The 23,764-nt window shown below is 65.6% G+C and carries 19 protein-coding genes; 7 read left to right on the top strand and 12 right to left on the bottom strand.

The window, feature by feature from the left end:
• Positions 1-16: 16 nt before the first annotated feature.
• From CEY05_RS29700 to CEY05_RS29680, 5 genes are all read right to left on the bottom strand, one after another.
• Positions 17-1,270, bottom strand: a complete 1,254-nt coding sequence (locus tag CEY05_RS29700) for an NADH-quinone oxidoreductase subunit D (RefSeq protein WP_088600881.1) — start codon at positions 1,268-1,270, stop codon at positions 17-19.
• Positions 1,271-1,272: 2 nt separating this feature from the next.
• Positions 1,273-1,899 (bottom strand): NADH-quinone oxidoreductase subunit C, encoded by a 627-nt coding sequence (locus tag CEY05_RS29695; protein ID WP_088600880.1) that lies wholly within the window; start codon positions 1,897-1,899, stop codon positions 1,273-1,275.
• 51 nt (positions 1,900-1,950) lie between these two features.
• Positions 1,951-2,430, bottom strand: coding sequence for an NADH-quinone oxidoreductase subunit B family protein (locus tag CEY05_RS29690; RefSeq protein WP_057649710.1), 480 nt, complete (start codon positions 2,428-2,430; stop codon positions 1,951-1,953).
• 36 nt (positions 2,431-2,466) lie between these two features.
• On the bottom strand, positions 2,467-2,826 hold the full coding sequence (locus tag CEY05_RS29685) for an NADH-quinone oxidoreductase subunit A (RefSeq protein WP_088600879.1): 360 nt from the start codon (positions 2,824-2,826) through the stop codon (positions 2,467-2,469).
• Between the two features lie 336 nt (positions 2,827-3,162).
• On the bottom strand, positions 3,163-4,305 hold the full coding sequence (locus tag CEY05_RS29680) for a porin (protein WP_088600878.1): 1,143 nt from the start codon (positions 4,303-4,305) through the stop codon (positions 3,163-3,165).
• 401 nt (positions 4,306-4,706) lie between these two features.
• Here CEY05_RS29680 and CEY05_RS29675 point away from each other — a divergent pair, with 401 nt between their 5' ends.
• Together CEY05_RS29675 and CEY05_RS29670 are read left to right on the top strand one after the other, a co-directional pair.
• The gene (locus tag CEY05_RS29675; RefSeq protein WP_088600877.1) at positions 4,707-5,354 is read left to right on the top strand and encodes a TetR/AcrR family transcriptional regulator; all 648 of its coding nucleotides are present in this window, start codon (positions 4,707-4,709) and stop codon (positions 5,352-5,354) included.
• Between the two features lie 245 nt (positions 5,355-5,599).
• Entirely contained in the window at positions 5,600-5,971 is a 372-nt protein-coding gene (locus CEY05_RS29670; protein WP_088600949.1) for a PaaI family thioesterase, read from the top strand.
• A 78-nt stretch (positions 5,972-6,049) separates the two neighbouring features.
• Here CEY05_RS29670 and CEY05_RS29665 read toward each other — a convergent pair whose 3' ends face one another.
• Both CEY05_RS29665 and CEY05_RS29660 read right to left on the bottom strand, forming a co-directional pair.
• Entirely contained in the window at positions 6,050-7,855 is a 1,806-nt protein-coding gene (locus CEY05_RS29665; protein WP_088600948.1) for a gamma-glutamyltransferase family protein, read from the bottom strand.
• Between the two features lie 150 nt (positions 7,856-8,005).
• Positions 8,006-9,508, bottom strand: coding sequence for an ABC transporter substrate-binding protein (locus CEY05_RS29660; RefSeq protein WP_088600876.1), 1,503 nt, complete (start codon positions 9,506-9,508; stop codon positions 8,006-8,008).
• Positions 9,509-9,661: 153 nt separating this feature from the next.
• Here CEY05_RS29660 and CEY05_RS29655 point away from each other — a divergent pair, with 153 nt between their 5' ends.
• The 4 genes from CEY05_RS29655 (at position 9,662) to CEY05_RS29640 (ending at position 16,683) form a co-directional block, all read left to right on the top strand.
• Positions 9,662-10,636 (top strand): acyl-CoA thioesterase domain-containing protein, encoded by a 975-nt coding sequence (locus CEY05_RS29655; RefSeq protein ID WP_143220709.1) that lies wholly within the window; start codon positions 9,662-9,664, stop codon positions 10,634-10,636.
• A 124-nt stretch (positions 10,637-10,760) separates the two neighbouring features.
• Entirely contained in the window at positions 10,761-12,188 is a 1,428-nt protein-coding gene (locus CEY05_RS29650) for an FAD-containing oxidoreductase (protein WP_088600874.1), read from the top strand.
• A 33-nt stretch (positions 12,189-12,221) separates the two neighbouring features.
• A complete protein-coding gene (locus CEY05_RS29645) occupies positions 12,222-13,406 on the top strand; it encodes a PQQ-dependent sugar dehydrogenase (RefSeq protein ID WP_088600873.1) in 1,185 nt (394 codons plus the stop codon).
• A gap of 280 nt (positions 13,407-13,686) precedes the next feature.
• A complete protein-coding gene (locus CEY05_RS29640; protein ID WP_198952948.1) occupies positions 13,687-16,683 on the top strand; it encodes a mechanosensitive ion channel domain-containing protein in 2,997 nt (998 codons plus the stop codon).
• 9 nt (positions 16,684-16,692) lie between these two features.
• Here CEY05_RS29640 and sodC read toward each other — a convergent pair whose 3' ends face one another.
• From sodC to CEY05_RS29620, 4 genes are all read right to left on the bottom strand, one after another.
• Positions 16,693-17,211 (bottom strand): superoxide dismutase family protein, encoded by a 519-nt coding sequence (sodC, locus tag CEY05_RS29635; RefSeq protein WP_088600872.1) that lies wholly within the window; start codon positions 17,209-17,211, stop codon positions 16,693-16,695.
• Between the two features lie 134 nt (positions 17,212-17,345).
• Positions 17,346-17,723, bottom strand: coding sequence for an oxalurate catabolism protein HpxZ (gene hpxZ / locus CEY05_RS29630; protein WP_369826014.1), 378 nt, complete (start codon positions 17,721-17,723; stop codon positions 17,346-17,348).
• 153 nt (positions 17,724-17,876) lie between these two features.
• A complete protein-coding gene (locus CEY05_RS29625; protein ID WP_088600871.1) occupies positions 17,877-19,085 on the bottom strand; it encodes a CaiB/BaiF CoA-transferase family protein in 1,209 nt (402 codons plus the stop codon).
• Between the two features lie 152 nt (positions 19,086-19,237).
• The gene (locus CEY05_RS29620; protein WP_088600945.1) at positions 19,238-20,119 is read right to left on the bottom strand and encodes a CoA ester lyase; all 882 of its coding nucleotides are present in this window, start codon (positions 20,117-20,119) and stop codon (positions 19,238-19,240) included.
• A 187-nt stretch (positions 20,120-20,306) separates the two neighbouring features.
• Here CEY05_RS29620 and CEY05_RS29615 point away from each other — a divergent pair, with 187 nt between their 5' ends.
• Positions 20,307-21,173 carry a LysR family transcriptional regulator gene (locus CEY05_RS29615; protein WP_088600870.1) on the top strand — a complete coding sequence of 289 codons (867 nt, stop codon included), beginning with the start codon at positions 20,307-20,309 and terminating at the stop codon, positions 21,171-21,173.
• 8 nt (positions 21,174-21,181) lie between these two features.
• Here CEY05_RS29615 and CEY05_RS29610 read toward each other — a convergent pair whose 3' ends face one another.
• A complete protein-coding gene (locus CEY05_RS29610; RefSeq protein WP_088600869.1) occupies positions 21,182-23,638 on the bottom strand; it encodes a catalase in 2,457 nt (818 codons plus the stop codon).
• Positions 23,639-23,764 lie beyond the last annotated feature (126 nt).

Genomic DNA, 23,764 nt, shown 5'->3' with positions numbered 1-23,764 from the left:
AAGTCCTGGTGACGCCTTAGCGATCGATTTCGCCAAACACGATGTCCTGCGTGCCGATGATCGTGACAGCGTCGGCGATCATGTGGCCGCGCGACATCTCGTCCAGCGCATGCAAGTGGGCGAAACCGGGCGCGCGGATCTTCAGGCGGTAAGGCTTGTTGGCGCCATCGGACACCAGGTAGATACCGAATTCGCCTTTGGGATGCTCGACCGCGGCATACGCTTCGCCCGGCGGCACGTGGAAACCTTCCGTGAAGAGCTTGAAATGGTGAATCAGCTCTTCCATGTTGGTCTTCATGGCCGTGCGCTTGGGCGGCGCCACCTTGTGGTTGTCGATCATCACCGGGCCGGGGTTGTTGCGCAGCCACTCGACGCACTGGCGGATGATGCGGTTACTCTGGCGCAACTCGTTCACGCGCACCAGGTAGCGGTCGTAGCAGTCGCCGTTCACGCCGACGGGAATATCGAAGTCCAGCAGATCGTAGACTTCATACGGCTGCGTCTTGCGCAGGTCCCAGGCCACGCCCGAGCCACGCAACATCGGGCCGGTGAAGCCCAGCGCCTTGGCGCGATCCGGATCGACCACGCCGATACCCACCAGGCGCTGCTTCCAGATGCGGTTGTCGGTGAGCAGGGTCTCGTACTCGTCGACGCAGGCGGGGAAGCGATTGGTGAAATCTTCAATGAAATCCAGCAGCGAGCCGGAACGGGCCTCGTTCCACTGGCGCATTTCCTTTTCGCTGCGGTACTTGCTGCCGGCCTGCTGCGGCATGGTGTCCGGCAGGTCGCGATACACGCCGCCGGGACGGTAGTAGGCCGCGTGCATGCGCGCGCCCGACACGGCTTCGTAGCAGTCCATCAGGTCTTCGCGTTCGCGGAAGGCGTACAGGAAGACCGCCATGGCGCCCACGTCCAGCGCGTGCGAACCCAGCGACATCAGGTGGTTCAGGACGCGGGTGATTTCATCGAACATCACCCGGATGTATTGCGCGCGCAGCGGCGCTTCGACGCCCAGCAGCTTCTCGATGGCCATGACATAGGCGTGCTCGTTGCACATCATGGACACGTAGTCCAGGCGGTCCATATAGGGCAGCGCCTGGATGTAGGTCTTGTGCTCGGCCAGCTTCTCGGTGGCGCGGTGCAGCAGGCCGATGTGCGGGTCGGCGCGCTGGATCACTTCGCCGTCCAGTTCCAGCACCAGGCGCAACACCCCGTGCGCGGCCGGGTGCTGCGGCCCGAAGTTGAGCGTGTAGTTCTTGATTTCAGCCATGATCAGCGACCGGCTCCGTAAGTGTCTTCGCGCACGACGCGCGGCGTGATTTCACGCGGATCGATGGTGACCGGCTGGTAAATGACGCGGCGCTGTTCGGGGTCGTAGCGCATCTCGACGTTGCCGGACAGCGGGAAGTCCTTGCGGAAGGGATGGCCGATGAAGCCATAGTCCGTCAGGATGCGGCGCAGGTCTGGGTGGCCTTCGAACACGATGCCGTACAGGTCGAACGCTTCACGCTCGTACCAGCTGACACCGGGCCAGCATTCGATCAGCGAGGAGACCATGGGGAAATCGTCCTGGGCAGCCCAGGTACGCACGCGCAGGCGCCAGTTATGTTCAACCGACAGCAGGTGCACGACGACGGCGTAGCGGGTACCTTGCGCGCGGCCGGCCTTTTCCTCGGCTTCCTGGCGCGAGCCATTGCCCCAGGTCAGGTAGTCGACGCCGCACAGGTCCACACAGGATTCGAAGCGCAGCGTCGCATCGGTGCGCAGCTTGTTGCAGGCCGACACCCATTGCGCCGGCGGAACTTCGAGAGTCAGTTCACCCAGGGCCTCGTTCAGCACGATTGCGTCGCCAAACGCGGCCAGCAGGTTGTTTTTCAGGGTTTCGAGCCTGGTCATCATCTTCAACGAGTAGGTGAGCCACGCAAAACAGATGCGCGGCCAAGGCCGCGCTTAGCGCGCGATGGTGTTGGTCCGACGGATCTTGTCCTGCATCTGCAGCAGACCGTAGACCAGCGCCTCCGCCGTGGGCGGGCAACCCGGCACATAAACATCGACCGGCACGATACGATCGCAACCACGCACGACCGAATACGAGTAGTGGTAATAGCCGCCCCCGTTCGCACAGGAGCCCATCGACACCACCCAGCGCGGTTCCGGCATCTGGTCATAGACCTTGCGCAGGGCCGGCGCCATCTTGTTGCACAGGGTGCCGGCGACGATCATCAGGTCGGACTGACGCGGACTGGGACGGAAGATGATCCCGAACTGGTCCAGGTCGTAGCGGGCGGCGCCCGCGTGCATCATCTCCACCGCGCAACAGGCCAGACCAAAGGTCATCGGCCACATCGAACCGGTCTTCGCCCAGTTGATGAACTTGTCAGCGCTGGTGGTGATAAAGCCCTGCTTGTTTAAGCCTTCTTCAATAGCCATATTCGTCTCTGCTAGCGTGATCGGGACCTGGAAGGATTATTCCCAGTCGAGCGCGCCCTTCTTCCATTCGTAAATGAAACCCACCGTCAGCACGGCCAGGAAAATCATGACTGTCCAGAAACCCACCAGGCCTACTGCGCCGTGCGCGATGGCCCAAGGAAACAGGAAAGCGATTTCGAGGTCGAACAGGATGAATAGGATAGCGACGAGGTAATAACGCACGTCGAACTTCATGCGGGCGTCTTCGAAAGCTTCGAAGCCGCACTCATAGGGAGCGAGTTTTTCCGCGTAGGGGCGCCGGGGGCCGAGTAGCGAGCCTGCGGTCAGCAGCGCAAAGCCAATACCCGTTGCCACGACGATAAAGAGCAGAACGGGGAAATATTCTTGCAGATTCATTCTGGCGCGTCCGTCATATGCACAAACCTTTGGATTGTAGCATTTTGACCGTTACTTACGGCTGAACTGTGTTGCGTCTCTTATATAAGAGCGCCAGCCAGCCACGACGCCGCAAACCGCTGCCCCCGCTGCGTTTTGTAGCGGGTGGATTGTACCTTGCAGCGCCGATCAGGGCAGCCGATAAACGAAAGCCGATAAGCATCCGGACAAAATAAAAAAGCCATCCGCGAGGATGGCTTTTAAAGGCAGGGCTTGCGCCTTGCCCGGTATTACTTTTTGCCGCACCGGTCGAGCCGATGCAACTCGAACAAGGACGGTTGCCCGTCCTACGCTCGATTAGAAGCGGTGACGGATACCGACAACGCCCATGGTCGACTTCAGGCCGTCCACGAAGGCGTAGTCCTTGGCGTACGAAGCCACGGCGTACAGGTTGGTACGCTTGGACAGGTCGTAGGTGGCGCCGAGCGAGAACACGTTGGTGGTTTCGTCGTTGTTACCCGTGGCGTAGAAATTGCCATTGTTCGGGTCCAGACGCTGCCACGAACCGAAGATGCTGGTAGCACCGCCGATGGGGGCCGACAGACCGACCAAGTACGAGTTGACCTTCAGGCCGTCACGATAGGCGTTCGAGGTCAGGTTGCCCGGCAGGCCCGAAGGAGCCGAACCCGAGAACGGGCCGACGATCGACGAGGCTTGGATCCAGCCATCCTTGGTTTGGCCGTAGGCCAAAGCCAGCTTCACAACTTCGAAGTCGTACGTACCACCAACCAACCAGGCGCGGATACGATCGCCGGTGTTGGCACCGGTCGTGTCGGTTTCGCTGCGGTTCAGTTGGTCGTAGGCGGCGGCGATGTTGATCGGGCCGTTGACGTAACGAACACCAGCGGTGATGCCGCGTTGGTTGTTGTTCGTGCGATAGCCGGTTTGAGCGGCGTTCGTGTCATCGATGTTGAACGAGTAGCCAGCGCCAGCTTGGAAGCCACCAAACACGGGGGTTTGGTACAGAACCATGTTGTCGTAGCGGGTCGTGTTCGCCGAGCTGAAGGCCGTACCGATGTTGGCCATGTTGAAGCCTTCAGCGAACGGGTCGATCGAGCCGAAGAACTTCGAAGCGATGTTGGTTTGGCGGCCGAAGTCCAGCTGGCCCCAGGAGTTGCTAGCCAGACCCAGAGTGGCTTGACGACCGAACAGGCGGCCACCTTGAGCCGACTGACCGTCAGCCGAGTTGAAGCCCGATTCCAGGGTGAAGACAGCGCGCAGACCGTCACCCAGATCTTCGCTACCACGCAGACCCCAGCGCGAACCGTTTTGGACGCCGTTCGCCAAGCCGAACTTCGACTGCTTGTCGAAACCACCGCCCTTGATTTGTTGATAGCCAACACCGATGTCGACGATCCCGTACAGGGTGACCGACGTTTCTGCCTGAGCGGCACCAGCGAAGCCGGCGAGCAGGGCGGCAGCGAGCAGAGTCTTTTTCATTTGAAGAAATCTCCGTTGATATGAGTGACAAGAGCAGCAATCCAGCAAATCCAGCCTGCCGCCCCCCTAACTCCGCGAAGGGAAGTTGACGCTATTGCATCAAAAATCCGGGGTACTGGCTACGCTCACGTCCTAAAAACGACTGGTTTGGACCAAACGATGTTGGGTGCATACAACAACAACGTCCTGTCACGCCCTGCTGCCCAGGGCAAACCCTCGTCATAGCCTGTCAGAAACTGATCAATTGCTGCCCAGTTTCGGGGCCATTTTTGACATTCTTCACTATGGGAGAGGCTAACGGGCGGCCTTTTCAAAAGGTAGATAACACTGTTATTTTCTGATTTCGCCGTTATTCGCGCCTTTCGACCCTGCTTGCGCCGGTTTCCGCGGGTGCCCTATCGATGTCATCTACCCCGATTGGCAATTCCTCTCCCCTGATTGCAACAGACGCCACGCCGCCCAGCCATGCTGAACGGTTGGGGGCTGCCCGGCGCGCCCTGATCCTGGAGGCAGCGCAGCGGGTGTTCGCCCGCGACGGCCTGGCACAGGCCAGCCTGCGGGCCATCGCCCGGGAGGCCGGCTGCACCACCGGGGCCATCTACCCCTGGTTCGGCAACAAGGAGGCGCTGTACGCCGCTCTGCTGGAAACCTCCCTGGACCGCTTGCGGGAGCAGTTGGCCCAGACGCTGTCACAGGCCGACAACGCCACGGCGGCACGCGCCGTGGCGGGTGCGTTCTATGACTACTACGCGCAACGGCCGGCCGAGCTGTCGCTGGGCTTCTACCTGTTCCAGGGGCTGGCACCGCGCGGGCTGGGGCCGGAGCTGGACCGCGGGCTGAACACGCGCCTGAGCCTGTGCGTGACGCTGCTGGGCCACGGCCTGGCACGCACGCGGCCGGGGTGCGACGTCGTGCTGGAGCGCATGCAGATGTTCACGTACCTCAGCGGGCTGCTGTTGCTGCTGCACACCGGCCGGCTGAAATCGCTGGCGCAGAACGCCGAAGCCCTGCTCGACGCCCATTGCCGCAACCTGGAGACATTGCCATGAACGACCCGCGCACCTCGGACCGCCCCACTATCGGCCACCTTGCCCCCGCCTCGGACGATCCTGTGCCGGGCGATCCTGCCCCGAGTGACCCTGCGCCGAGCCACCCTGCCTCGGGCCACCCTGCCTCGGGCCACCCTGCCTCGGGCCACCCTGCCCCGGGCCACCCTGCCCCGGGCCACTTGGCCGCTGGCTATCCCGGCGCGGACCGTCCGGCCGCGATCGACCTGCCCCGGTTCCTGGTTCTGATGGAATCTCACCATCCCTTTTCCGCGGTGCTGGGGATACGCATGGAAGCCATCGGCCATGGCACGGCGCGCGCCATCCTGCCGGAGAATCCCGCGCATCAGCGCCTGGGGGGCATCGTGGCCGGCCCCATGCTGATGGCCCTGGCCGATGTGGCGTTGTACGCGGCGGTGGTGGGCGCCACCGGCAACAGCGAGGCGGTGACCGCCAGCTTGACGATCAACTTCCTGCGCAAATGCCCGGCGGGCGAGGTAGTGGCCGAGGCCCGCCTGTTGAAGACGGGCCGCCTGTGCGCGGGTGAAGTCCTGCTGTCCCCCCACGGCGGCGATCCCGTCGCTCAGGTGGTCAGCACCTGGGCCCTGCCCGGTCGCTGACGCGACGGGCGACGGGCCTCGGGCCTCGGGCCTTGGGCCTTGGGCCCGGCGCGCTGGGGCCGCCGCGCCAGCTGCCGCCTAGCGTCCCGCCGCGTAGGCCTGCATCAGCCGGGGCGTGGCGGCGGCGTGCATGATGCCGTCCTCGTCCAGCGAGGCGGCCGTCAAGCGCCCGACCGACCAGGCCGGGACCTCCTCGATGGCGTGGCCGCGGGCGCGCAAGGCGTCGATCACCTCGGCGCCGAAGCTCTGCTCCACCGCCAGATGGCCCGGCTTGCGGTCACGCGGATAGAAGGAACTGGGGAAATGCAGGGTGTGCGACATCGGCATATCGATGGCCTCCTGCAGATTCAGGCCGTGATGCACATGGCGCAGGAACAGCAGCAATTGCCATTGCTCCTGCTGGTCGCCGCCAGGCGTGCCGAAAACCATGTAGGGACGGCCCCCGCGCAAGGCCAGCGTCGGCGTGAGCGTGGTGCGTGGCCGCTTGCCGGGCGCCAGCGTGCCGGGCAACCCCTCTTCCAGCCAGAACATCTGGGCCCGGGTGGTCAGGCCGAAACCCAATTCGGGAATGACAGGTGAAGACTGGAACCAGCCCCCCGAGGGCGTGCACGACACCATATTGCCCCAGCGATCGATCACGTCGACGTGGGTGGTATCACCCCGCTTGACCGTGCCGGCGGCGCGCATCTCAGCCAACGTCGGCTCATTGCTGACCGCACCGATTTCCGTCACGGGAGACAGGCGTTTCAGCGTATCCATCATGCGCGCCAGCTGCGCCTCGTAGCCGGGCACGGTACCCGGCCGCAGCTCCAGCGACGCCTGCTCTCCGATAAGGGCCCGGCGCGGCGCCGTATAGGCCTCGGACAACAGATGAGCCAGGGGTACATCGACAAAATCCGGATCGCCGTAATAAGCCTCCCGATCGGCGAAGGCCAGCTTCATGGCCTCGGTCAGCCTATGCACGAAGACTGCGCTATTGGGCCCCTCCGCGGCCAAGTCGGCGCCTTTCAGCAAGGCCAGCGTCTGCAGGAACACCGGCCCCTGGCTCCAGCCGCCCGCCTTGGCGACGGTGTAGTCGCCATAGTCGTAGGTGACCGGTTCTTCGTAACTGGCCGACCAGCGGGCCAGGTCGTCGCCCGTGAGCACGCCGCGATGGGGCCGGCCGCTGGCATCCATGACTTCGGTCTGGCGCGAATAACGGTCGATGGCATCAGCGACGAAGCCCCGATAGAAGGCGTCGCGCGCGGCCTGGATCTGGCGCTCGCGGTCGCCTCCGACGGCTTCGGCCTCGCTCAGGACACGGCGCCAGGTCTGCGCCAGGCGCGGATTGCGGAAGAGCTTGCGCGCGGCGGGCACCTGGCCGCCGGGCAGGTAGATTTCCGCGGTGGAAGGCCAGTGCGTCTCGAAAAAATCCTTCAGTCCGGCAATGGTGTTGGAGATACGCGGCATCAGGGCATGGCCGCTTTCCGCATGGAAAATCGCCGGTTCCAGCACGTCGCGCAAACGCATCGAGCCGTGGTCGCGCAACATCAGCATCCAGGCGTCGAAGGAACCGGGCACCACGGCCGGCAGCAGGCCGTTGCCGGGGATCAGGTCCAGGCCCAGGCCGCGGAAATGCTCGATGGTGGCTGCCGCCGGCGCCACGCCCTGGCCGCACAGCACCTGCACCTTGCCGGTCTTGGCGGAATAGAACACACCGGGCACCTCGCCCGCCGGGCCGACCAGGTGCGGCTCCACCACTTGCAGCACGAAGGCCGTGGCGACACAGGCGTCGAAGGCATTGCCGCCACGTTCCAGCATGGCCATGCCGGCGGCCGTGGCCAGGTAGTGCGTCGAGGTGACGACGCCGAAAGTACCGAGGATCTCGGGACGGGTGGTAAACATCATGATGGTCCACCTTGGGCGCGCCACGCACGCCGGTTGGGCAGATAGCCCTGGAAAGAAAATCGGCCCCGGGGAGCAAAAGCACCCGGGGCCGCGCAGAGATTCCGGGCAGCAGGGGCGCAAACCCCTTCAAGCCCGGCTGTCTTCACCTTACTTGGCGGCCATCGCCACACCCTTCAGGCGGATCAAGCCGTCGGGATAGGCAACGAAGCCCTGCACCTTCTTCTTGTGGGCGAAGGTCCACGGCAGGTAGTACAGGTAAATGATGGGATCTTCGTCACGCAGAATGGCCTGGGCCTGGTCGTACAGGGCCTTGCGCTTAGCCGGATCGAATTCGGCACGCGCATCGGTCAGCAGCTTGTCGACCTGCGGATTGCTGTAGCGGCCGTCGTTCAGGCTGCCCTTGGTCGAGACGTACTGGAAGATGTTGCCGCTGGGATCGACACGGCCGGACCAGCCGCTTTGGCCGGCCTCGAAATCGCCGCGCGCCAGCGCCGACTGCAAGGACGCGAATTCCACCGGCTTGAGCGAGATGTCGAAGCCCGCTTCCGCGCCCATGGCCTGGATCAGCTCATAGATCTGCTGGTTGGTGGTGTTGTTGCCGTAGGTGATTTCCAGCTTGACGCGATCGAAACCGGCCGCCTTCAGCAATTCCTTGGCTTTCTTGGCGTCGCGGCCCTTGCGCTCGAACTTCTTGTCGTAGGCAAAGCTGGCGGGCGGGAAACCCTGGAAAGCAGGTTGGAACATGCCTTCGCCGACCACTTCATTGATGGCGTCGCGGTCGATGGCCAGGTCCAGCGCCTGGCGCACGCGCTTGTCCTTGCCGGCGGGCTGGTTGGCGCGCGCGCCGTTGGCCAGGTTGATCGAGAAGGACTGGTAGCCCAGGCCGACCACCGGCGCCAGCACCAGGTTCTTGTCATCCTTGACGGCCTTGACGTCCGAAGGCGCCATGCGCTCGATGATGTCCAGGTCGCCGGCGCGCAGGTTGTTCACGCGCACGGTGGTGTCGGGGATGGGCGTGAAGATGACGCGGTCGAAATGATAGTCGGCGGCGTCCCAATATTGCGGGAATTTCTCCAGCACGATGCGGTCGTTCTGCACCCGCTCCTTGAAGCGGTAGGGACCGGAGCACACCGGCTTGGCGCCGGGATCCTTGTCGAACGCGGCCGGCGACATCATCATGCCCGCGCGGTCCGACAACTGCGACAGCAGCGAGGCATCGGGCTCGGTCAGGTGGATCACCACCGTCTGCGCATCGGGGGCGTCGACGCTGGCCACCGTGGCCAGTTCGCTCTTGCGGTTGCTGTCGGGCAGCGTGCGGCCGCGGTCCAGGTTGGCCTTGACCGAGGCGGCGTCGATCACCGTGCCGTCATGGTAGACGGCGCCCTTGCGCAGCTTCATGGTCAGGGTCTTGCCGTCCGCGCTGGTTTCCCAGGACTCGGCCAGCTGCGGCACGATCTTCAGGTCGGGGGTGATTTCGACCAGCTTGTCGCACAGGGAAGCGAACACGATGCGGCCGACGAAAGTGCGGGCGCGCACGGGGTCCAGCACGTCGGGATCGTCCTGCAGGCCGATGCGCAGGGTCGATTGGGCCACGGCAGCGCCGCTGGCGAACAGGCCGGCGAACGCCACGGCCAGACAAAGTTTACGCATGATGCTTCTCCTCGAAAGCGTTACCGGCGCCGCACGACCAGCCGTCGCGCGCCTTTCCTTGCGAGCCTTTGCTTTGTCCTTGGCCCGGCCGGCGATTGCGCGAGGATTGTATTGGATAATCTGGCATTCCCCCCTGCCTGTTTGATGCTGTCCATGACCTCGACCGCCTGCGCCGCTACCGCCCCCGCCGATCACCCCATCCTGCGTCGGGTGCTGCACGCCATCCACCTGGGGCGGGAACAGGGCTTTCATTTCCCCGGCAATTTCCTTGCCGTGTCCTTCGACCACGTGGCGCCGGCGGGGGGCGTGACCACCCTCAAGGGCGTGCCGCCGCGGGCCGACGGCAGCGTCGACCCGGTGGGACTCAATGTGCTGGCCGACCTGGCCCTGGCCTCCAGCATCCGCGCGGCGCTGCAGCGGGAGACACGGCTGGCGACGGTGAATATGCAACTGCAGCTCACCGGCGCCGCCTGTGAAGGTCCCCTGCGGGCGGTCAGCCACTTCCATGGATTCCTGCGCGATACGGCTGGGCAACAGGCCATCGCCAGTGTCAGCATCCGCAGCGGCGACCGCGAAATTGCCCTGGGCAGCGGCACGTTCATGGTGCTGGACCTGCCCCCCGGAACCCGTGCGCCGGTGCTGCAAGCGATAGACCTGCCGGCCGATGCGGACTGGGCCGGGGTGCCCCTGCCCGCGCCCGGCGGACTGCAAGACAGCGATGCCCAGATCTACGCGCAGGCGCTGGAGGCCTTGCAGGCGGGCGGCATCGAGAATTTCTCCGAAGCATTCTGGGGGTTTCGCACACGCCCCGCGGCCCAGGGGGCCAGCGGCGTCTTGCGCAATGGCGCCCATCTGGGCAATCGCGTCGGCCACGTGCAGGGGGGCGTCCTGCTGGCGTTCGCCCAGGCCACCGCGTGTGCCGGGCTGCCTGGCGACTGGCCGGTCAGCAGCGTGACCGCGGGCTTCGTCAGCCCGGGCGAAGGCGAACAGTTGCGGGCGCGGTCCCGCGTCATGCATCGGGGGCGCACCACGGCGGTCGTGCGCACGGAAATCACCGGTGCGCTGGCCGGCCAGCGCGACCGCCGCGTGCTGGAGGTGCTGACCACGCATTCGCTGCGCAAGGCTTAGGGTAGCAGCGCCTGGCCGCGCCTCATGCGCCAGCATGGGTTACATCGAACACGAATCTCCGTATAAAGTGGAGCGAGCCCGCTGCCACGCCTGGCAGGCGCGCTGCCCACCCCGGAGGCGGTCCATGAGCAAACAGTCAGGCCACGAAGACCACGGATCCAGCGACAACGACAACGCGCGCGCGCGACATTACGACGCCATCATCATCGGCGCGGGCCAGGCCGGGCCCGCCCTGGCCGGCCGCCTGAGCGACGCAGGCATGAAGGTGGCGATGATCGAGCGCAAGCAGTTCGGCGGCACGTGCGTGAACACCGGCTGCATGCCCACCAAGACCCTGGTGGCCAGCGCCTATGCCGCGCACCTGGCCCGCCGCGCGGCCGATTACGGTGTGGCGCTGCAAGGCCCGGTGGGCGTGGACATCGCCCGCGTGAAGGCACGCGCGGATACGGTGGCCAGCAATGCGCGCCATGGCGTCGAAAGCTGGCTGCGCGGGATGGCCAATTGCACCGTCTACGCGGGACATGCGCGCTTTACCGGTCCGCATGAAGTGGCGGTGGACGGGCAAAGACTGACAGCGGACCGGATCTTCATCAATAGCGGTGGGCGTGCCGTCATTCCCGACCTGCCCGGCATCGGCGGCGTGCCCGTCCTGACCAATGTCGGCATGCGCGACCTGGACGTGCTGCCGCGGCATCTGGCTATCATCGGCGGCAGCTATATCGGCCTGGAGTTCGCGCAGATGTATCGCCGCTTCGGCAGCGACGTGACGTTGGTGGAGAAAGGCCAGCGCCTGATCGCGCGCGAGGACGAGGACATCTCCGACGCCATCCGCGCGATCATCGAGAACGAGGGCATACAACTGCGCCTGAACGCGGACGATATCCGCTTCGCGGAGGACGCGGGACAGATCACCGTCCATACCCATGCCGGCCAGCCGCCGGTGCTGGCGTCGCACGTCCTGGTCGCCACCGGCCGGCGGCCCAATACCGACGACCTGGGCCTGGAGGCGGCCGGCATCGCCACCGATGCCCATGGCTATATCCAGGTGGACGACAGCCTGGCCACCAATGTGCCCGGCGTATGGGCGCTGGGGGATTGCAACGGCCGCGGGGCGTTCACGCACACGGCTTATAACGACTTCGAAATCGTCGCGGCGAATCTGCTCGATGGGCAGGCGCGCCGGGTCAGCGATCGCATTCCTGTCTATGCGCTGTACATCGATCCGCCCCTGGGGCGCGTCGGCATGACAGAGGCAGCTGTGCGCCGCAGCGGCAAGCCTGCCCTGGTGGGGACACGGCCCATGGCACGGGTCGGCCGCGCGGTGGAAAAGGGCGAGACGCAGGGATTCATGAAGGTGGTCGTGGATGCCGAGAGCCGGCAATTGCTGGGCGCGGCCATCCTGGGCACCGGTGGCGACGAAGCCGTGCATGGCTTGATAGACACGATGTCGGCGGGAGCGCCGTATACGACGCTGCGGGACACGGTGCATATTCACCCGACCGTTTCGGAGTTGATTCCCACTGTGCTGGGGGACCTCAAGCCTTTGGTTTGAGTCCTTCTCCTGTGTCACATTCATGGAGTGCTTATGAGCATCTCGATTTCCTGCCCACGTCGTTCCGCTTTCTGGCGCAGGTACGTGGCGGGCGTGGCGCTGGTGGCGGGCGTGCTCGGCCACGCTGCCTACGCGGCCGCGCCGCGCAATGAAGGCAACCGGCCCTATGACAAGGCCCTGCCCTTCGCGGTGCAGCCGGTGGCGACTTTCGACATGCCATGGGCGCTGGCCTTCCTGCCCGACGGCCGCATGCTGGTGACGGAGAAGACCGGTCATCTGTACATCGTGACCCCGCAAGGCAAGAAGCAGGAAATCAAGGGTGTGCCCGCCGTCACCTACAGCGGTCAGAACGGCCTGCTGGACGTGGCCTTGGGCCCCACATGGCAGGACGACGGCATGATCTACCTGACTTACGTCGAAGCGGGCGATGGCGCCAACCTGGCACTGGCACGCGCGCGGCTGGACCAGGGCGGATCGGCACTGCGCGACCTGCGCGTGATCTGGCGCGCCACCCCGGACGGCGACAAGAGCGGCGGCGGGCCGGGCGGCCAACCCGGCGGCATCATCGCCTTCTCCCCTGACGGGCGCTATCTGTTCCTGACTTCCGGCGACCGCATGCGCCCGCGCACCGCGCAGGATCCCAAGCTGCCTTTGGGCAAGGTGTTGCGGATGTTCCCCGACGGCCGCGTACCGCCGGACAATCCCTGGGCCAAGGATGGCGGGGTCCGGGCGCTGATGTGGAGTACGGGCCACCGCAATCCCTATGGCCTGGCGTACGCGCCGGATGGCCAGCTGTGGCTGCACGAGATGGGACCCATGGGGGGTGACGAGCTGAACCTGGAGCAACCCGGCAAGAACTATGGCTGGCCGGTGGTCTCCTACGGCGACAACTACAACGGCACGCCCATCCCGCGCCCGCCTACGCATCCGGAATTCCAGGAGCCCGTGTTGTACTGGACGCCCGTGATCGCGCCCGCCGGCCTGATCTTCTACAAGGGCAGGATGTTCCCGCAATGGCAGGGGTCGGCCTTCATCGGCGCGCTACGCTCGCAGGCCCTGGTCCGCGTCGCCTTCGACGGGCAAGGCGGCGCCCGCGAGGAAAACCGCTGGAACATGGGCGCCCGCATCCGCGACGTCGCCGAAGCGCCCGACGGGGCGCTGTGGCTGCTGGAGGACAGCAGCGAAGGCCGGCTGCTGCGCCTGACGCCGGGGCAATAGCCTGGTTGGCCAGGCATGCGCCTGCGACTGCCTTCAATCTTTGCTTCCCTGCTCCATCGATTGCGGCGTGCAAGGTTCCCATGGGAATGGGGCTTGCTCTTCCGGCCAGATTTTGCTTTTTGAATTGTGCAGGAATGTGGACAAGACGATCGATGCATCGGCGTGTTAATTGTTCCGTTCCCGCCTGCGGCATAAGGATGTATCAATGACCCCACTGTCTTCCGTTCTTTCTCCCCCCCGCTCCCGGCCGCGCAAGTGCATGGCCGGAGCAATGGGACGGATGATGCTCTCGATCGCCATTCTTGCCAGCGCACCGCTGCTGGCGCAGGCGGCAGGGCCCTTGGACGGCTTGATACCTGGGGCGTCGCATGGCACGCCGGCAGCAGGTCACGCCGCCGCACCCGCAACGCACGCCAACCCGGCGGCGGCGAGTACGGCCACGAATCCAGCCACGACGGCGGGCGGGATCAATCCCTCCGACGCCAATCGCGCCGTTCAGTTGCTGCAAGACGATGCCACGCGGGCGCAGACCATACGTGCGTTGAAGGCGATCGCCGACACCGCGCCTGGTGCCGCCGCCGCACCCGGCGCGCCGGCCTCGTCGGCCGCGACACCCGCGACAACGGCAACTGGCGCCCCTGCGACGGCCGCCGCACCGGCAGCACCGGCAGCGGATGAGCCGGCAACCACGGCCATCGTTCCGCTGGAAGCGAACGGCCTGATGGCGCGCATGTTGCGCAGCATCTCGCTGTGGGTGGACGGCGTGAGCGCGCAAGTGGCGCAGGTCCGTGAAGGAATGAAAGATGTCCCGGACATGGTGGCCCGCGCCAACCGCAATCTGGCCACGGAATCCGGGCAAAGACTGCTGCGCCAGGTGCTGACCACGCTGTTCGCGGTGTTCGTGGTCGCCTTGCTGCTGGAATGGGCCCTGCAACGCTCCCTGCGGCAACCGCGCAAGGCCTTGGCCCAGCACGCGGACGACGAGGAAGCCGCCGAGCGGCGCCAACGGCGCGAGGAAGAACGCCAACGCGTGCAAGCGGAGCGCAAGCGCGAGGAAGCCGACCGCGACCAGGCCGAACAGCAACAGGATGCCGAGGATGCAAGCCTGCGCTCGGCCCCGCCCGGTGTAGCACTGGTACAAACCACCCGCGACGGCATCGCACGCGTCGAAGCGGTGCCGGTCTCCATGGACGACGGCGCCGCCCCGCCGGATACCTCGGCAACGGTGCCGCCCGAGGCTGCGGCGATGCCCGCGGATAGCGGCGCACCGGCACGCACGAGCACCGCCGCGCCTGCTGGCGCCAGCGGCGCTGCCGGCGCTGGCGGCGCTGGCGGTGCCGCCAGCAATGCCGCGGGCGCGCATACCACCTCCCCCGCGGGCAAGGTCACCTTTCCAAACGCGGGCGCGGTCGCCGCCACGGGCAGCGATACGGTCGCCACTGGCGGCGCCGCCGGCGTGGTGGCACGCGACGCCACGCTGGCCCGCGACGAGGCCGCCGAAAAAGCCACCCGCAATGCCGGCCGGCATTGGCACACCATCCGCCACCTGCCGTACGCCTTAGCGTCGCTGGTGCTGGACCTGCTGCCCCTGGCGATATTCTTCATCGCCGCCGGCCTGATGCTGCGCTGGCTCGACGGCGACGATGCCCGCGTGCATGAAGCCGTCAGCGGCTTCGTGCACGCCTACGTCACCACCCGTATCAGCATGGCCATCCTGCGCCTGCTGGTGTCGCCCGTGGGGCATGGCCTGCGCCTGCTGCACGTCTCCGACGCGGTGTCGCAGCGCCTGCAGACCGGCCTGCGCCGCATCATCGTCCTGGCGCTGTTTGGCCTGGCCATCGCGGACGCCGCGCAGATCCTGGGCGTGGGCGCCTCGGCACGCCTGATCCTGGTCAAGGGCTTCTCCCTGCTGGTGCATATCTTCACCATCGCCCTCATCCTGCGGCTGCGCCGCCCCGTCGCGCGCGCCTTGGGCGGCAAGCCGGAACAGACCGGGCCCTTGGCCATGCTGCGGCACTGGCTTGCGCGTACGTGGGCCGTCATCGCCATCGTGCTGGTGGCGGGCCTGTGGATCGTGTGGGCGCTGGGCGTGGAGGACGGTTTTCCCAAGCTGATGCACTTCGTCGTGGTCACCGGCGCCGTCATCATCGCTGCGCGCATCAGCGCCATGCTGCTGCTGGGCGCGCTAGGGCGCATGTTCCAGCCGCGCGCGGCGGACAGCGCAAGCCAGGACGCAGCGGCCCGCAGCGAGGCGCAGGACCGCCTGGCTGGCCGCTACTTCCCGATCGTGCGAAGGCTGGTGACGATGCTGATCGTCCTGGTAACCGTGCTTGCCCTGCTACAGGTGTGGGGCGCCGATGTACTGGACTGGTTCGCGCGCGGCACGCTGGGCCGCAGCATCGCATCGGCCCTGGCGACCATCGCGGTATCCATCGTCATCGCCATCCTGGTGTGGGAGTCCTTGCATTACGCCATCGAACAGCGCCTGCAGCTTTGGAAAGACCAGGGCGACCTGGTGCGCGCGGCGCGGCTGCGCACCCTGCTGCCCATGTTGCGCACTTTGCTGATGATCGCGGTGATCCTGGTGGTGGGATTCACGACCTTGAACCAGATCGGTATCAACACCACCCCGCTGCTGGCAGGCGCCAGTATCATCGGCGTGGCGGTGGGCTTCGGTTCGCAGAAGCTGGTGCAGGATTTCATCACCGGCATCTTCCTGCTGATGGAAAACGCGATGCAGGTGGGGGACTGGGTGACGGTGGCCGGGGTATCGGGCAGCGTGGAATACCTGTCCATCCGCACCGTGCGCCTGCGGGGCGGCGATGGGTCGCTGTATATCGTGCCGTTCAGCTCGGTATCGACGGTGAACAATACCAATCGTGGGCTGGGTAATGCGGCCGTGCGGGTCAGTGTGGCTTATGACACCGACGTCGAACAGGTGATCGCCGAACTGAAGAAGCTGGGTGCCGCGATGCGCGAGGATCCCACTTACCGCAATGTCATCCTCAACGATATCGAGGTGTGGGGGGTGGATGCGGTGGATGGCTCCATGGTTACCGTGGCGGGGCAGATCCGTTGCAAGGACTCCGGCCGCTGGGGGGTTCAGCGCGAGATGAACCGGCGCATCCTGGATCGCTTCCGCGAACTGGGTATCGCCATTGCGAATCCGCGGGCCAGTCTGCTGCTGACGGCGGACGAGGCGCCGGCGGAGATGCCCGACCCCGCCGGCCCACCCGCGCGCCCCGAGGCCGCCAAGCCGCCCGCGCCGCGCGGTTGATCGTCGCTTCTACTTCACGACACCGCAGATGATGCGGGCGCCGCCGCCGCCGAGCGGGGCGGGATGGTCGCTGTGGTTGTCGCCGCCGGCGTGGATCATCAGGGCGTGGCCATTCAGGTCCGCCAGCTTCAGGCGCGGCGCCAGGACAGGATAGGTAGCCTTGCCGTCTGCGCCCACGTACAGCGCCGGCAGGTCGCCCTTGTGGCCCCTGTCGTCATACGGACCTTTGTGGGCGCCGGTCTTGTCCGGATCCCAGTGGCCGCCCGCCGCGCCGGCCGGGGTGGGCTTGCCGTCCACCTGCGCCACGCCGCAAGACGGGTTGGCGTGCACGTGGAAGCCATGCACGCCCGGGGGCAGGCCATGCAGTTCAGGGGTCAGCAGCAGGCCGTACTTGTTCTGTTCCGCCTTGACGGTCCCGGCGGAGGCTTGCACGCCGTTGGCGTCGACGACGTTCATCTGAATGGTGGTGGTTTGCGCCGAAGCGACGCCGGCGACCGCCATGAGGGCGACAAACAATGGGGTTCTCATCCTGACTCTCCTTTCTTCGATCGAAGTTGACAGCACTTGAACCCTAACCCGGGGAAGGCGGCGAAGCCAGGAGAAATTTCTAACAAGAAAATTCCTGGCACCACCGGGGCGGCGCAACGTACCGCGCTCGGCGCTCAGGCCATTACGCTGACATGGGCGGAGACGACGCGCCAGCCTTCGTCGGTGCGCAGCCAGGTCTGGGTCTGGCGGCCTGTACGGTCGGAACCGTTGCGGCGGAATTCGATGTGGGTGGTGGCCATGTCATCGCCGTAGGTGACGATGTGGGTGCGCAGCACCGTGCGGTCCAGGCCGGCCGGCGAGCGGCCGGCGCGGAAATCGCGGATGGCGTCGTAACCATAGAGATTCTCCCCGGCACCGTAACGCAGCGTCAGCGGAGAATTCCAGAAAAGCTCGTCCAGCACGGCGACATCATTGCCGACCAGGGCTTTTTCATAACGAGCGAACTGCTCGGTAACTTCGGCTACGACGGCCGGCTTGTTTACTTCCAGCATAAGGGCAAGGCTCCTGGCTTCGGGATTACGGGAAAACCTGGTTTTTATCTTGGGGATAGCCCCCCAAGACCCAAGAAGAATGCCGTATTGAAACAGCAAATCCGCGAAGCCGTACACATTTACACTGACGTCCTCGCCAGAAGCCCCGTCCGCCTACAGCACCGCCCCCTGCTTGCGCAAAGCGGCGATCGTATCGGCCGACAAGCCCGCGCGGGCCAATACCTGGTCGGTATGCTGGCCGAACGTCGGTGCGGCATAAGGCGTGGCGCAAGGCGTGCGGCCGTATTTGATCGGCTTCTGCAGCCCGCGATAGCTGCCCACCACGGGATGCGAGAACTCCGCAATCAGATCCTCGGACTGCACCTGCTCGAAATCGAACATGTCTTCAACACTGCGCGCCGCCGCGCACGGCACTTCCTCGCCAAACAAGGCTTCCCATTCCAACGCGCTGCGCGCCGCCAAGGCTGCGTGCAAAAGCGGCACGATCTCGTCCCGATGCTCGGCGCGCTTGCGCACACTGTCATAACGCTCGTTGGCGGCCAAGGCCTGCAGCCCGGTCTTCTCGCACAAAGCCAGCCAGAAATGCGGCGTATTGGCGGAAATGTACAAATATCCCTCGCGCGTCGGATGCAGCCCCGTGATTCCCCCCGAACGCATGTCGCGCCCCACCTCGCGCGGCTCCCCTTCGGCCCAGATCAGTCGCGCCGACTGCAAAGCCATGGCGCTACGCAGCAAGGAAACGCCCACATACTGCCCTTCCCCACTGCGCTCGCGTTCATACAGCGCCGCCGCCACGCTGCTGGACACCATGGCCGCGGCGTAATAATCGACGATCGACCCGTAGAGGATTTCCGGCGGCCCTTCGCTCTTTCCTTGCAGCGTGCACATGCCGGTCAGGGACTGCAGCACCTGGTCGTAGCCCGCCTTGTCCTTCAAGGGGCCGGTCTCGCCATACCCCGTCACGGCGCAATAGATCAGGCGCGGATTGATCGCCCGCAACTGCTCGTAGCCGATGCCCAGGCGATCCGGCACGCTGGGCCGGAAGTTGTGCACCAGGACGTCGGCCTGGCGTACCAGGTCGCGCAGCACCTCGCGGGCGGCCTCCTGCTTCAGGTCCAGCGCCAACCCCTGCTTGCTGCGATTGACGCCCAGGAAGGCGCGGCTTTCGGTGGGCAGCGTCGACGGATATTTGCGCAGGTTGTCGCCCGCCGGCGGTTCGATCTTGATGACTTCGGCGCCCTGGTCGGCCAGCAGCGTGCAGCCATAAGGGCCGGCGATATAGGCGCTGAGATCCAGCACGCGCACGCCAGCCAGGGGGCCGCCGGCCAACGTGGGCAGGGAATCGGGAGAATTGGACGTCATGATGGAATTCCTGGATTTATGAATGCGAAGCCGCGCCCGCGGGCAAGGCAGCGGCTGTGCTGCCGTGGCGCGCGTTGGGATTTGCGCTCGGGGCCGCCCTTACGGCCACCCCCGGGCAAGGGCCAACGGCACGCCACGGCGTACGTGCCTTATTACGCCGCCAGCAAGCCCAGCCGGCGGGCCAACTCGACGACGGCCTGCGCGCGGCGCACGAAAGGCCCGTCGATCATCTTCCCGTCGACGACGTAGGCGCCCACGCCGCGCGCCTGTGCATCGGCGGCGGCCTCGACCACCCGTTGGGCGTGGGCGATTTCCTCGTCGCTGGGGCGGAAGGCCTGGTTGGCCAGCGCCACCTGCGACGGATGGATGCAGCTCTTGCCCAGGAAGCCCAGGCGGCGCGCCATCGCGGCCTCGGCCAGGTAGCCCTCCTGGTCCTTGATGTCGGCAAAGGCAGTGTCGTAGGCGAACACTCCCGCCTCGCCGGCCGCCACACGCAGCTGGAACATGGCCAGCCGCACGGCCTCGGCATCACGGCGCACGATATTCAAGGGCTCGAACAGATCGCCCAACCCCAGCTGCAGCCCGGCGACGCGCTCATGCGCGCCAGCCAGGTCAGCCGCCAGGCGCAGGGCGCGCGGCGACTCGATGTTCAGCAGCAGACGCACGGGTTCCGTGGTGCCGTTTTCAAAGCCGTTCTCGCGCTCCGCCTTGATTACCGCAGCGGCGGCTGCGACGACCTGCTCAACGCTGTCGACCTTGGGCACGTTCACCAGTTGCAGGCCCGGTCGCACCACCGCCTGCACATCGGCGTGAAAGTGCGGCGTGTCCTGCGCATTCACGCGCACGATCAGCACCTTGCCGCTGGCGACCGCCGCATCCGAAGCGAACAGGCGGCCCAGCTCCTGGCGCGCCTCGCCCTTGCGGCTTTCGGACACGGAGTCCTCCAGGTCGAAGGACAAGCCGTCGGCCTCGCTGGCCAAGGCCTTGGGGAACAGCTCCGGGCGTGAACCGGGTACGAACAGCTTGCTGCGCATCAACATGTCGGGTCTCCTCCTGGATGACTTCCTGGATCCGGGCCAGGATAGCTTCCTGGGTCTGCGTATAGGGTTATCCCCGCGGGGAGGGTTCCCGCGGGTAATTCCTTGGACTGCCAGCTATCTTACCGGCCAGCCTTTGGTGATATAAAGCGATGTTTCCTAATACGCCAGGTGAGAAATTCAAATGAAGCTGTCCGCCTTCCGCACGCTCAACGCCGTCCTGCGCGGGGGCAGCTTCGCGGCGGCGGCCTCTGACATGAATCTGTCTCCCAGCGCCATCAGCCTGCAAATGAAGCAGATGGAGGAGTATTTCGGCCAGCCGCTATTCGACCGCTCTGCCCTGCAGGTGCGTCCGAACGCCTTCGCGGCAGAAATCGACACCGTGTTGCAGGAAGCCTTTGTCCGCCTGGAAGCCCTGCGCCGGCGCAGTTCACCCGTGGTCGAGGGACGCGTCAGGCTGGGCACCATAGAACCTTTGCAGGTGAGCCTGCTGCCCCGGTTGCTGCGCCACGCGCGCCAGCGCTATCCCCAGCTGGATGTGCGGCCGGTGCGCGGCCGCGGGGTGGACCTGGTGGACCAATTGAAAAGCGGTGAACTGGACGCCGCCATCATCGTGCGGCCGGAAAGCGGCGGCTCCAGCCGTCTCAGCTGGACACCGCTGTTCCGTGAAAAGCTGGTGCTCATCGCTCCGCCAACATCGACCGAAACCGATATTGCCGAACTGTTTCGCCAGCACGAATGGCTGCGCTTCGACAAATCCACCATCGGCGGCCGCGTTGCCGCCCGCTATGTCGCCGAGCACGCGCCCCATGCGCGCAGCCGCATCGACATGCCTTCGCTCGCGGCATTGACGGCGCTGGTCTCGGAGGGCCTGGGCGTATCCATCCTGCCCGAACCCGGCGAACACCTCTACGCCGCGCATCCCGTGCGCGTCATCCAGCTGGGCCGCAATCCGCCTTACAGACAGATCGCCTACGCCTGCCGCTCCACCGATCAGGACAATCGGCTGGTCCAGGCGGTGCTGGACTGCGCGCGGCCGGCGCAGAATTGATACTGGACTTACACGCGCGGCGGATCGGTCTCCCGCTGCGGATGGCGGTGCGCGGCAACCGCCTTGATGAAGTCGCCCAAGGACGCCGTGGCGTCGCCATCATCGCCCAGCACCAGCCCCGGATCGGGATCGCCATCGGCCAGCATCAGCGGGATGCCCGCCTCGTCCAGCAAGGCCTGGGCCGTGCCCAGGGCAAATATCGCCTTGCCATGGCGATAGATATTACGGATGAATTCCAGCGCCTGGCCTTCGTCGGCCAGCTCGTCGGTCACCGCATCTCCTGGCGGCAGGACCAGCGCATCGAACACCTGCGCGGGTGAGTTCTCCAGCGACGCGGCTGCATCCAGCATGCTGCCATCCGTGCATTCGACGGGACCGATGCGCGCGGCGATCAGCACCGGCACGGCGCCCTGCTCCACCAGGCTCTCCTGCATGGCCGCGATGGCTTGGTTATCCACGCCGGGGGCGATCATGATGGCGATCCTGCGCGTGCGGATATCCCCCGCGCCCGGCCGCGCCATCAACGACAACGCCGGCGATTTCGTGACCTCTGCCGGAACGGGATTGCCCAGGGCACGCGGCATCGGGTCTGGCAGCGCCATGCCCAAGCCCTCCGCCACCGCACTGGCCAATTCCTCCGAGGCGTTGCGCAAGCCGGACAGCATGCGCTCACGAATGGCGGGCACCGTTACCTTGCTCAGCTCGAAGCGGAAGGCCGCGGCGATGTGGCGCTGTTCGAAAGCCGTCTGGCTTTCGTAGAAGAGGCGCGCCTGGGTGTAATGGTCGGCGAACTTCTCCGGCTTGCCGCGCAGCTTGTCTTCCTTCATGGGCTCGGGGAAGGACACGAAGCCTTTGGCGCCCGCCTGGAAGGGACAACCGCCGCCCAGGGAATTGGGTTCATAGGCCACCCGTCCGCGCGCCAGCGCCTGGCGGTGCATGCCGTCGCGCTGGTTGTTGTGTACCGGCGCCAAGGGCGAGTTGATGGGGATCTCGTGGAAATTGGGACCGCCCAGCCGGCTGATCTGCGTATCGACATAGGAATGGATGCGGCCGGCCAATAAAGGATCGTTGGAGAAATCGATGCCTGGCACCACATGCGCCGTACAGAAAGCGACCTGCTCGGTTTCGGCGAAGAAATTGTCCGGATTGCGGTTGAGCACCATGCGGCCGACTGGCGTCACTGGAACCAGCTCTTCCGGGATGAGCTTGGTGGAATCGAGGATGTCGAAGCTGAAGGCTTCGGCCTGCTCCTCCGTGAAGATCTGCAGGCCCAGTTCCCATTCCGGATAGGCGCCGGCCTCGATCGCTTCCCACAGGTCGCGCCGATGGAAATCCGGGTCGGCGCCCGAGATCTTGACGGCCTCGTCCCACACCAGGGAATGCGTGCCCTGCTTGGGATTCCAGTGAAACTTGCAAAACACCGACTCGCCGGCGTCGTTGACCAGGCGGAAGGTATGGACGCCGAAACCCTGCATCATGCGGTAGCTGCGCGGAATGGCGCGATCGGACATCACCCACATCAACATGTGGGTGATCTCCGGCATCAACGAAGCGAAGTCCCAGAACGTATCGTGGGCCGACGCGGCCTGCGGCATGCCATGGTGCGGCTCGGGCTTGACCGCATGGACCAGGTCGGGAAACTTCATCGCGTCCTGGATGAAGAACACCGGTATGTTGTTGCCCACCAGATCCCAGTTACCCTCGTCGGTGTAGAACTTGACCGCGAAGCCGCGCACGTCGCGCGCCGTGTCGGTGGACCCGCGTTCGCCCGCCACGGTCGAGAAGCGCACGAAGACCGGCGTGATCTTGCCGGCTTCCTGGAACGGCGCCGCGCGCGTGTATTGCGTCAGCGGCTTGTAATTCTCGAAATAGCCATGCGCCGCCGACCCGCGCGCGTGCACGATGCGTTCCGGGATGCGTTCATGGTCGAAGTGGGTAATCTTCTCGCGCAGGATGAAATCTTCCAGCAAGGTCGGCCCACGCAGGCCGGCCTTCAGCGAGTTCTGGTTATCGCCGACCTGTACCCCCTGGTTGGTAGTCAGGGGCTGGCCTGAATTGTCCACGCGCACGCGGTCCAGATGACCGGTAACCGGACAGACACCAGCCGGCGCGGCCGGGCCGGCTTTGGTGCCATCGTTCTTTTCGCTGAGCGTGCTGCCGGTAACACTGTGGTCGGGCGGCTCCACCGTCTGGCCGGCAGGCGGCGCCACGGCGTTGTCGCGCCCATGTTCCAGCGCCTTGTTCTCGTTGTAGGGCATCGCCGCGGACAGGGACTGCACGCCGGCGGCGTGGACGGCCAGCGCGTCATCCGTGCTCATCACCTGGGATGGGGCGGTGGAAGTACTGCGGGCGGCCGACTTGGCGGCGGCTTTCTTGGCGGCGCTGTCCGCGCTCTTGGCGGGAGCGGCGGGCTTGCTGGCGGCTTGCTTGCCGCTGCTGCTTGCGGGTTTCTTGGTGCTGGCCATTGCGGTGGACTCCTGGATGGTGGGCTGGAACTGCCGGGGCGGATTTGCGAAGCGGACCTGCCGAAGTGTGGGCACTCAGCAACCGCCGTACCGCCGATTTCATCGACCGTTTTCGCGGTTTCATCG

The organism is Achromobacter sp. HZ34 (assembly GCF_002209485.1).
GTDB lineage: Bacteria > Pseudomonadota > Gammaproteobacteria > Burkholderiales > Burkholderiaceae_B > Bordetella_C.
Note: the sequence above shows the minus strand (reverse complement) of the source record. Positions and strands in the feature narration are given on the sequence as shown.

Bases quoted from the DNA above. Each gene is read 5' to 3' on its own strand.
- CEY05_RS29700 (WP_088600881.1), bottom strand. From the start codon at position 1,270: ATGGCTGAAATCAAGAACTACACGCTCAACTTCGGGCCGCAGCACCCG.
- CEY05_RS29695 (WP_088600880.1), bottom strand. From the start codon at position 1,899: ATGATGACCAGGCTCGAAACCCTGAAAAACAACCTGCTGGCCGCGTTT.
- CEY05_RS29690 (WP_057649710.1), bottom strand. From the start codon at position 2,430: ATGGCTATTGAAGAAGGCTTAAACAAGCAGGGCTTTATCACCACCAGC.
- CEY05_RS29685 (WP_088600879.1), bottom strand. From the start codon at position 2,826: ATGAATCTGCAAGAATATTTCCCCGTTCTGCTCTTTATCGTCGTGGCA.
- CEY05_RS29680 (WP_088600878.1), bottom strand. From the start codon at position 4,305: ATGAAAAAGACTCTGCTCGCTGCCGCCCTGCTCGCCGGCTTCGCTGGT.
- CEY05_RS29675 (WP_088600877.1), top strand. From the start codon at position 4,707: ATGTCATCTACCCCGATTGGCAATTCCTCTCCCCTGATTGCAACAGAC.
- CEY05_RS29670 (WP_088600949.1), top strand. From the start codon at position 5,600: ATGGAATCTCACCATCCCTTTTCCGCGGTGCTGGGGATACGCATGGAA.
- CEY05_RS29665 (WP_088600948.1), bottom strand. From the start codon at position 7,855: ATGTTTACCACCCGTCCCGAGATCCTCGGTACTTTCGGCGTCGTCACC.
- CEY05_RS29660 (WP_088600876.1), bottom strand. From the start codon at position 9,508: ATGCGTAAACTTTGTCTGGCCGTGGCGTTCGCCGGCCTGTTCGCCAGC.
- CEY05_RS29655 (WP_143220709.1), top strand. From the start codon at position 9,662: ATGACCTCGACCGCCTGCGCCGCTACCGCCCCCGCCGATCACCCCATC.
- CEY05_RS29650 (WP_088600874.1), top strand. From the start codon at position 10,761: ATGAGCAAACAGTCAGGCCACGAAGACCACGGATCCAGCGACAACGAC.
- CEY05_RS29645 (WP_088600873.1), top strand. From the start codon at position 12,222: ATGAGCATCTCGATTTCCTGCCCACGTCGTTCCGCTTTCTGGCGCAGG.
- CEY05_RS29640 (WP_198952948.1), top strand. From the start codon at position 13,687: ATGATGCTCTCGATCGCCATTCTTGCCAGCGCACCGCTGCTGGCGCAG.
- sodC (WP_088600872.1), bottom strand. From the start codon at position 17,211: ATGAGAACCCCATTGTTTGTCGCCCTCATGGCGGTCGCCGGCGTCGCT.
- hpxZ (WP_369826014.1), bottom strand. From the start codon at position 17,723: ATGCTGGAAGTAAACAAGCCGGCCGTCGTAGCCGAAGTTACCGAGCAG.
- CEY05_RS29625 (WP_088600871.1), bottom strand. From the start codon at position 19,085: ATGACGTCCAATTCTCCCGATTCCCTGCCCACGTTGGCCGGCGGCCCC.
- CEY05_RS29620 (WP_088600945.1), bottom strand. From the start codon at position 20,119: ATGCGCAGCAAGCTGTTCGTACCCGGTTCACGCCCGGAGCTGTTCCCC.
- CEY05_RS29615 (WP_088600870.1), top strand. From the start codon at position 20,307: ATGAAGCTGTCCGCCTTCCGCACGCTCAACGCCGTCCTGCGCGGGGGC.
- CEY05_RS29610 (WP_088600869.1), bottom strand. From the start codon at position 23,638: ATGGCCAGCACCAAGAAACCCGCAAGCAGCAGCGGCAAGCAAGCCGCC.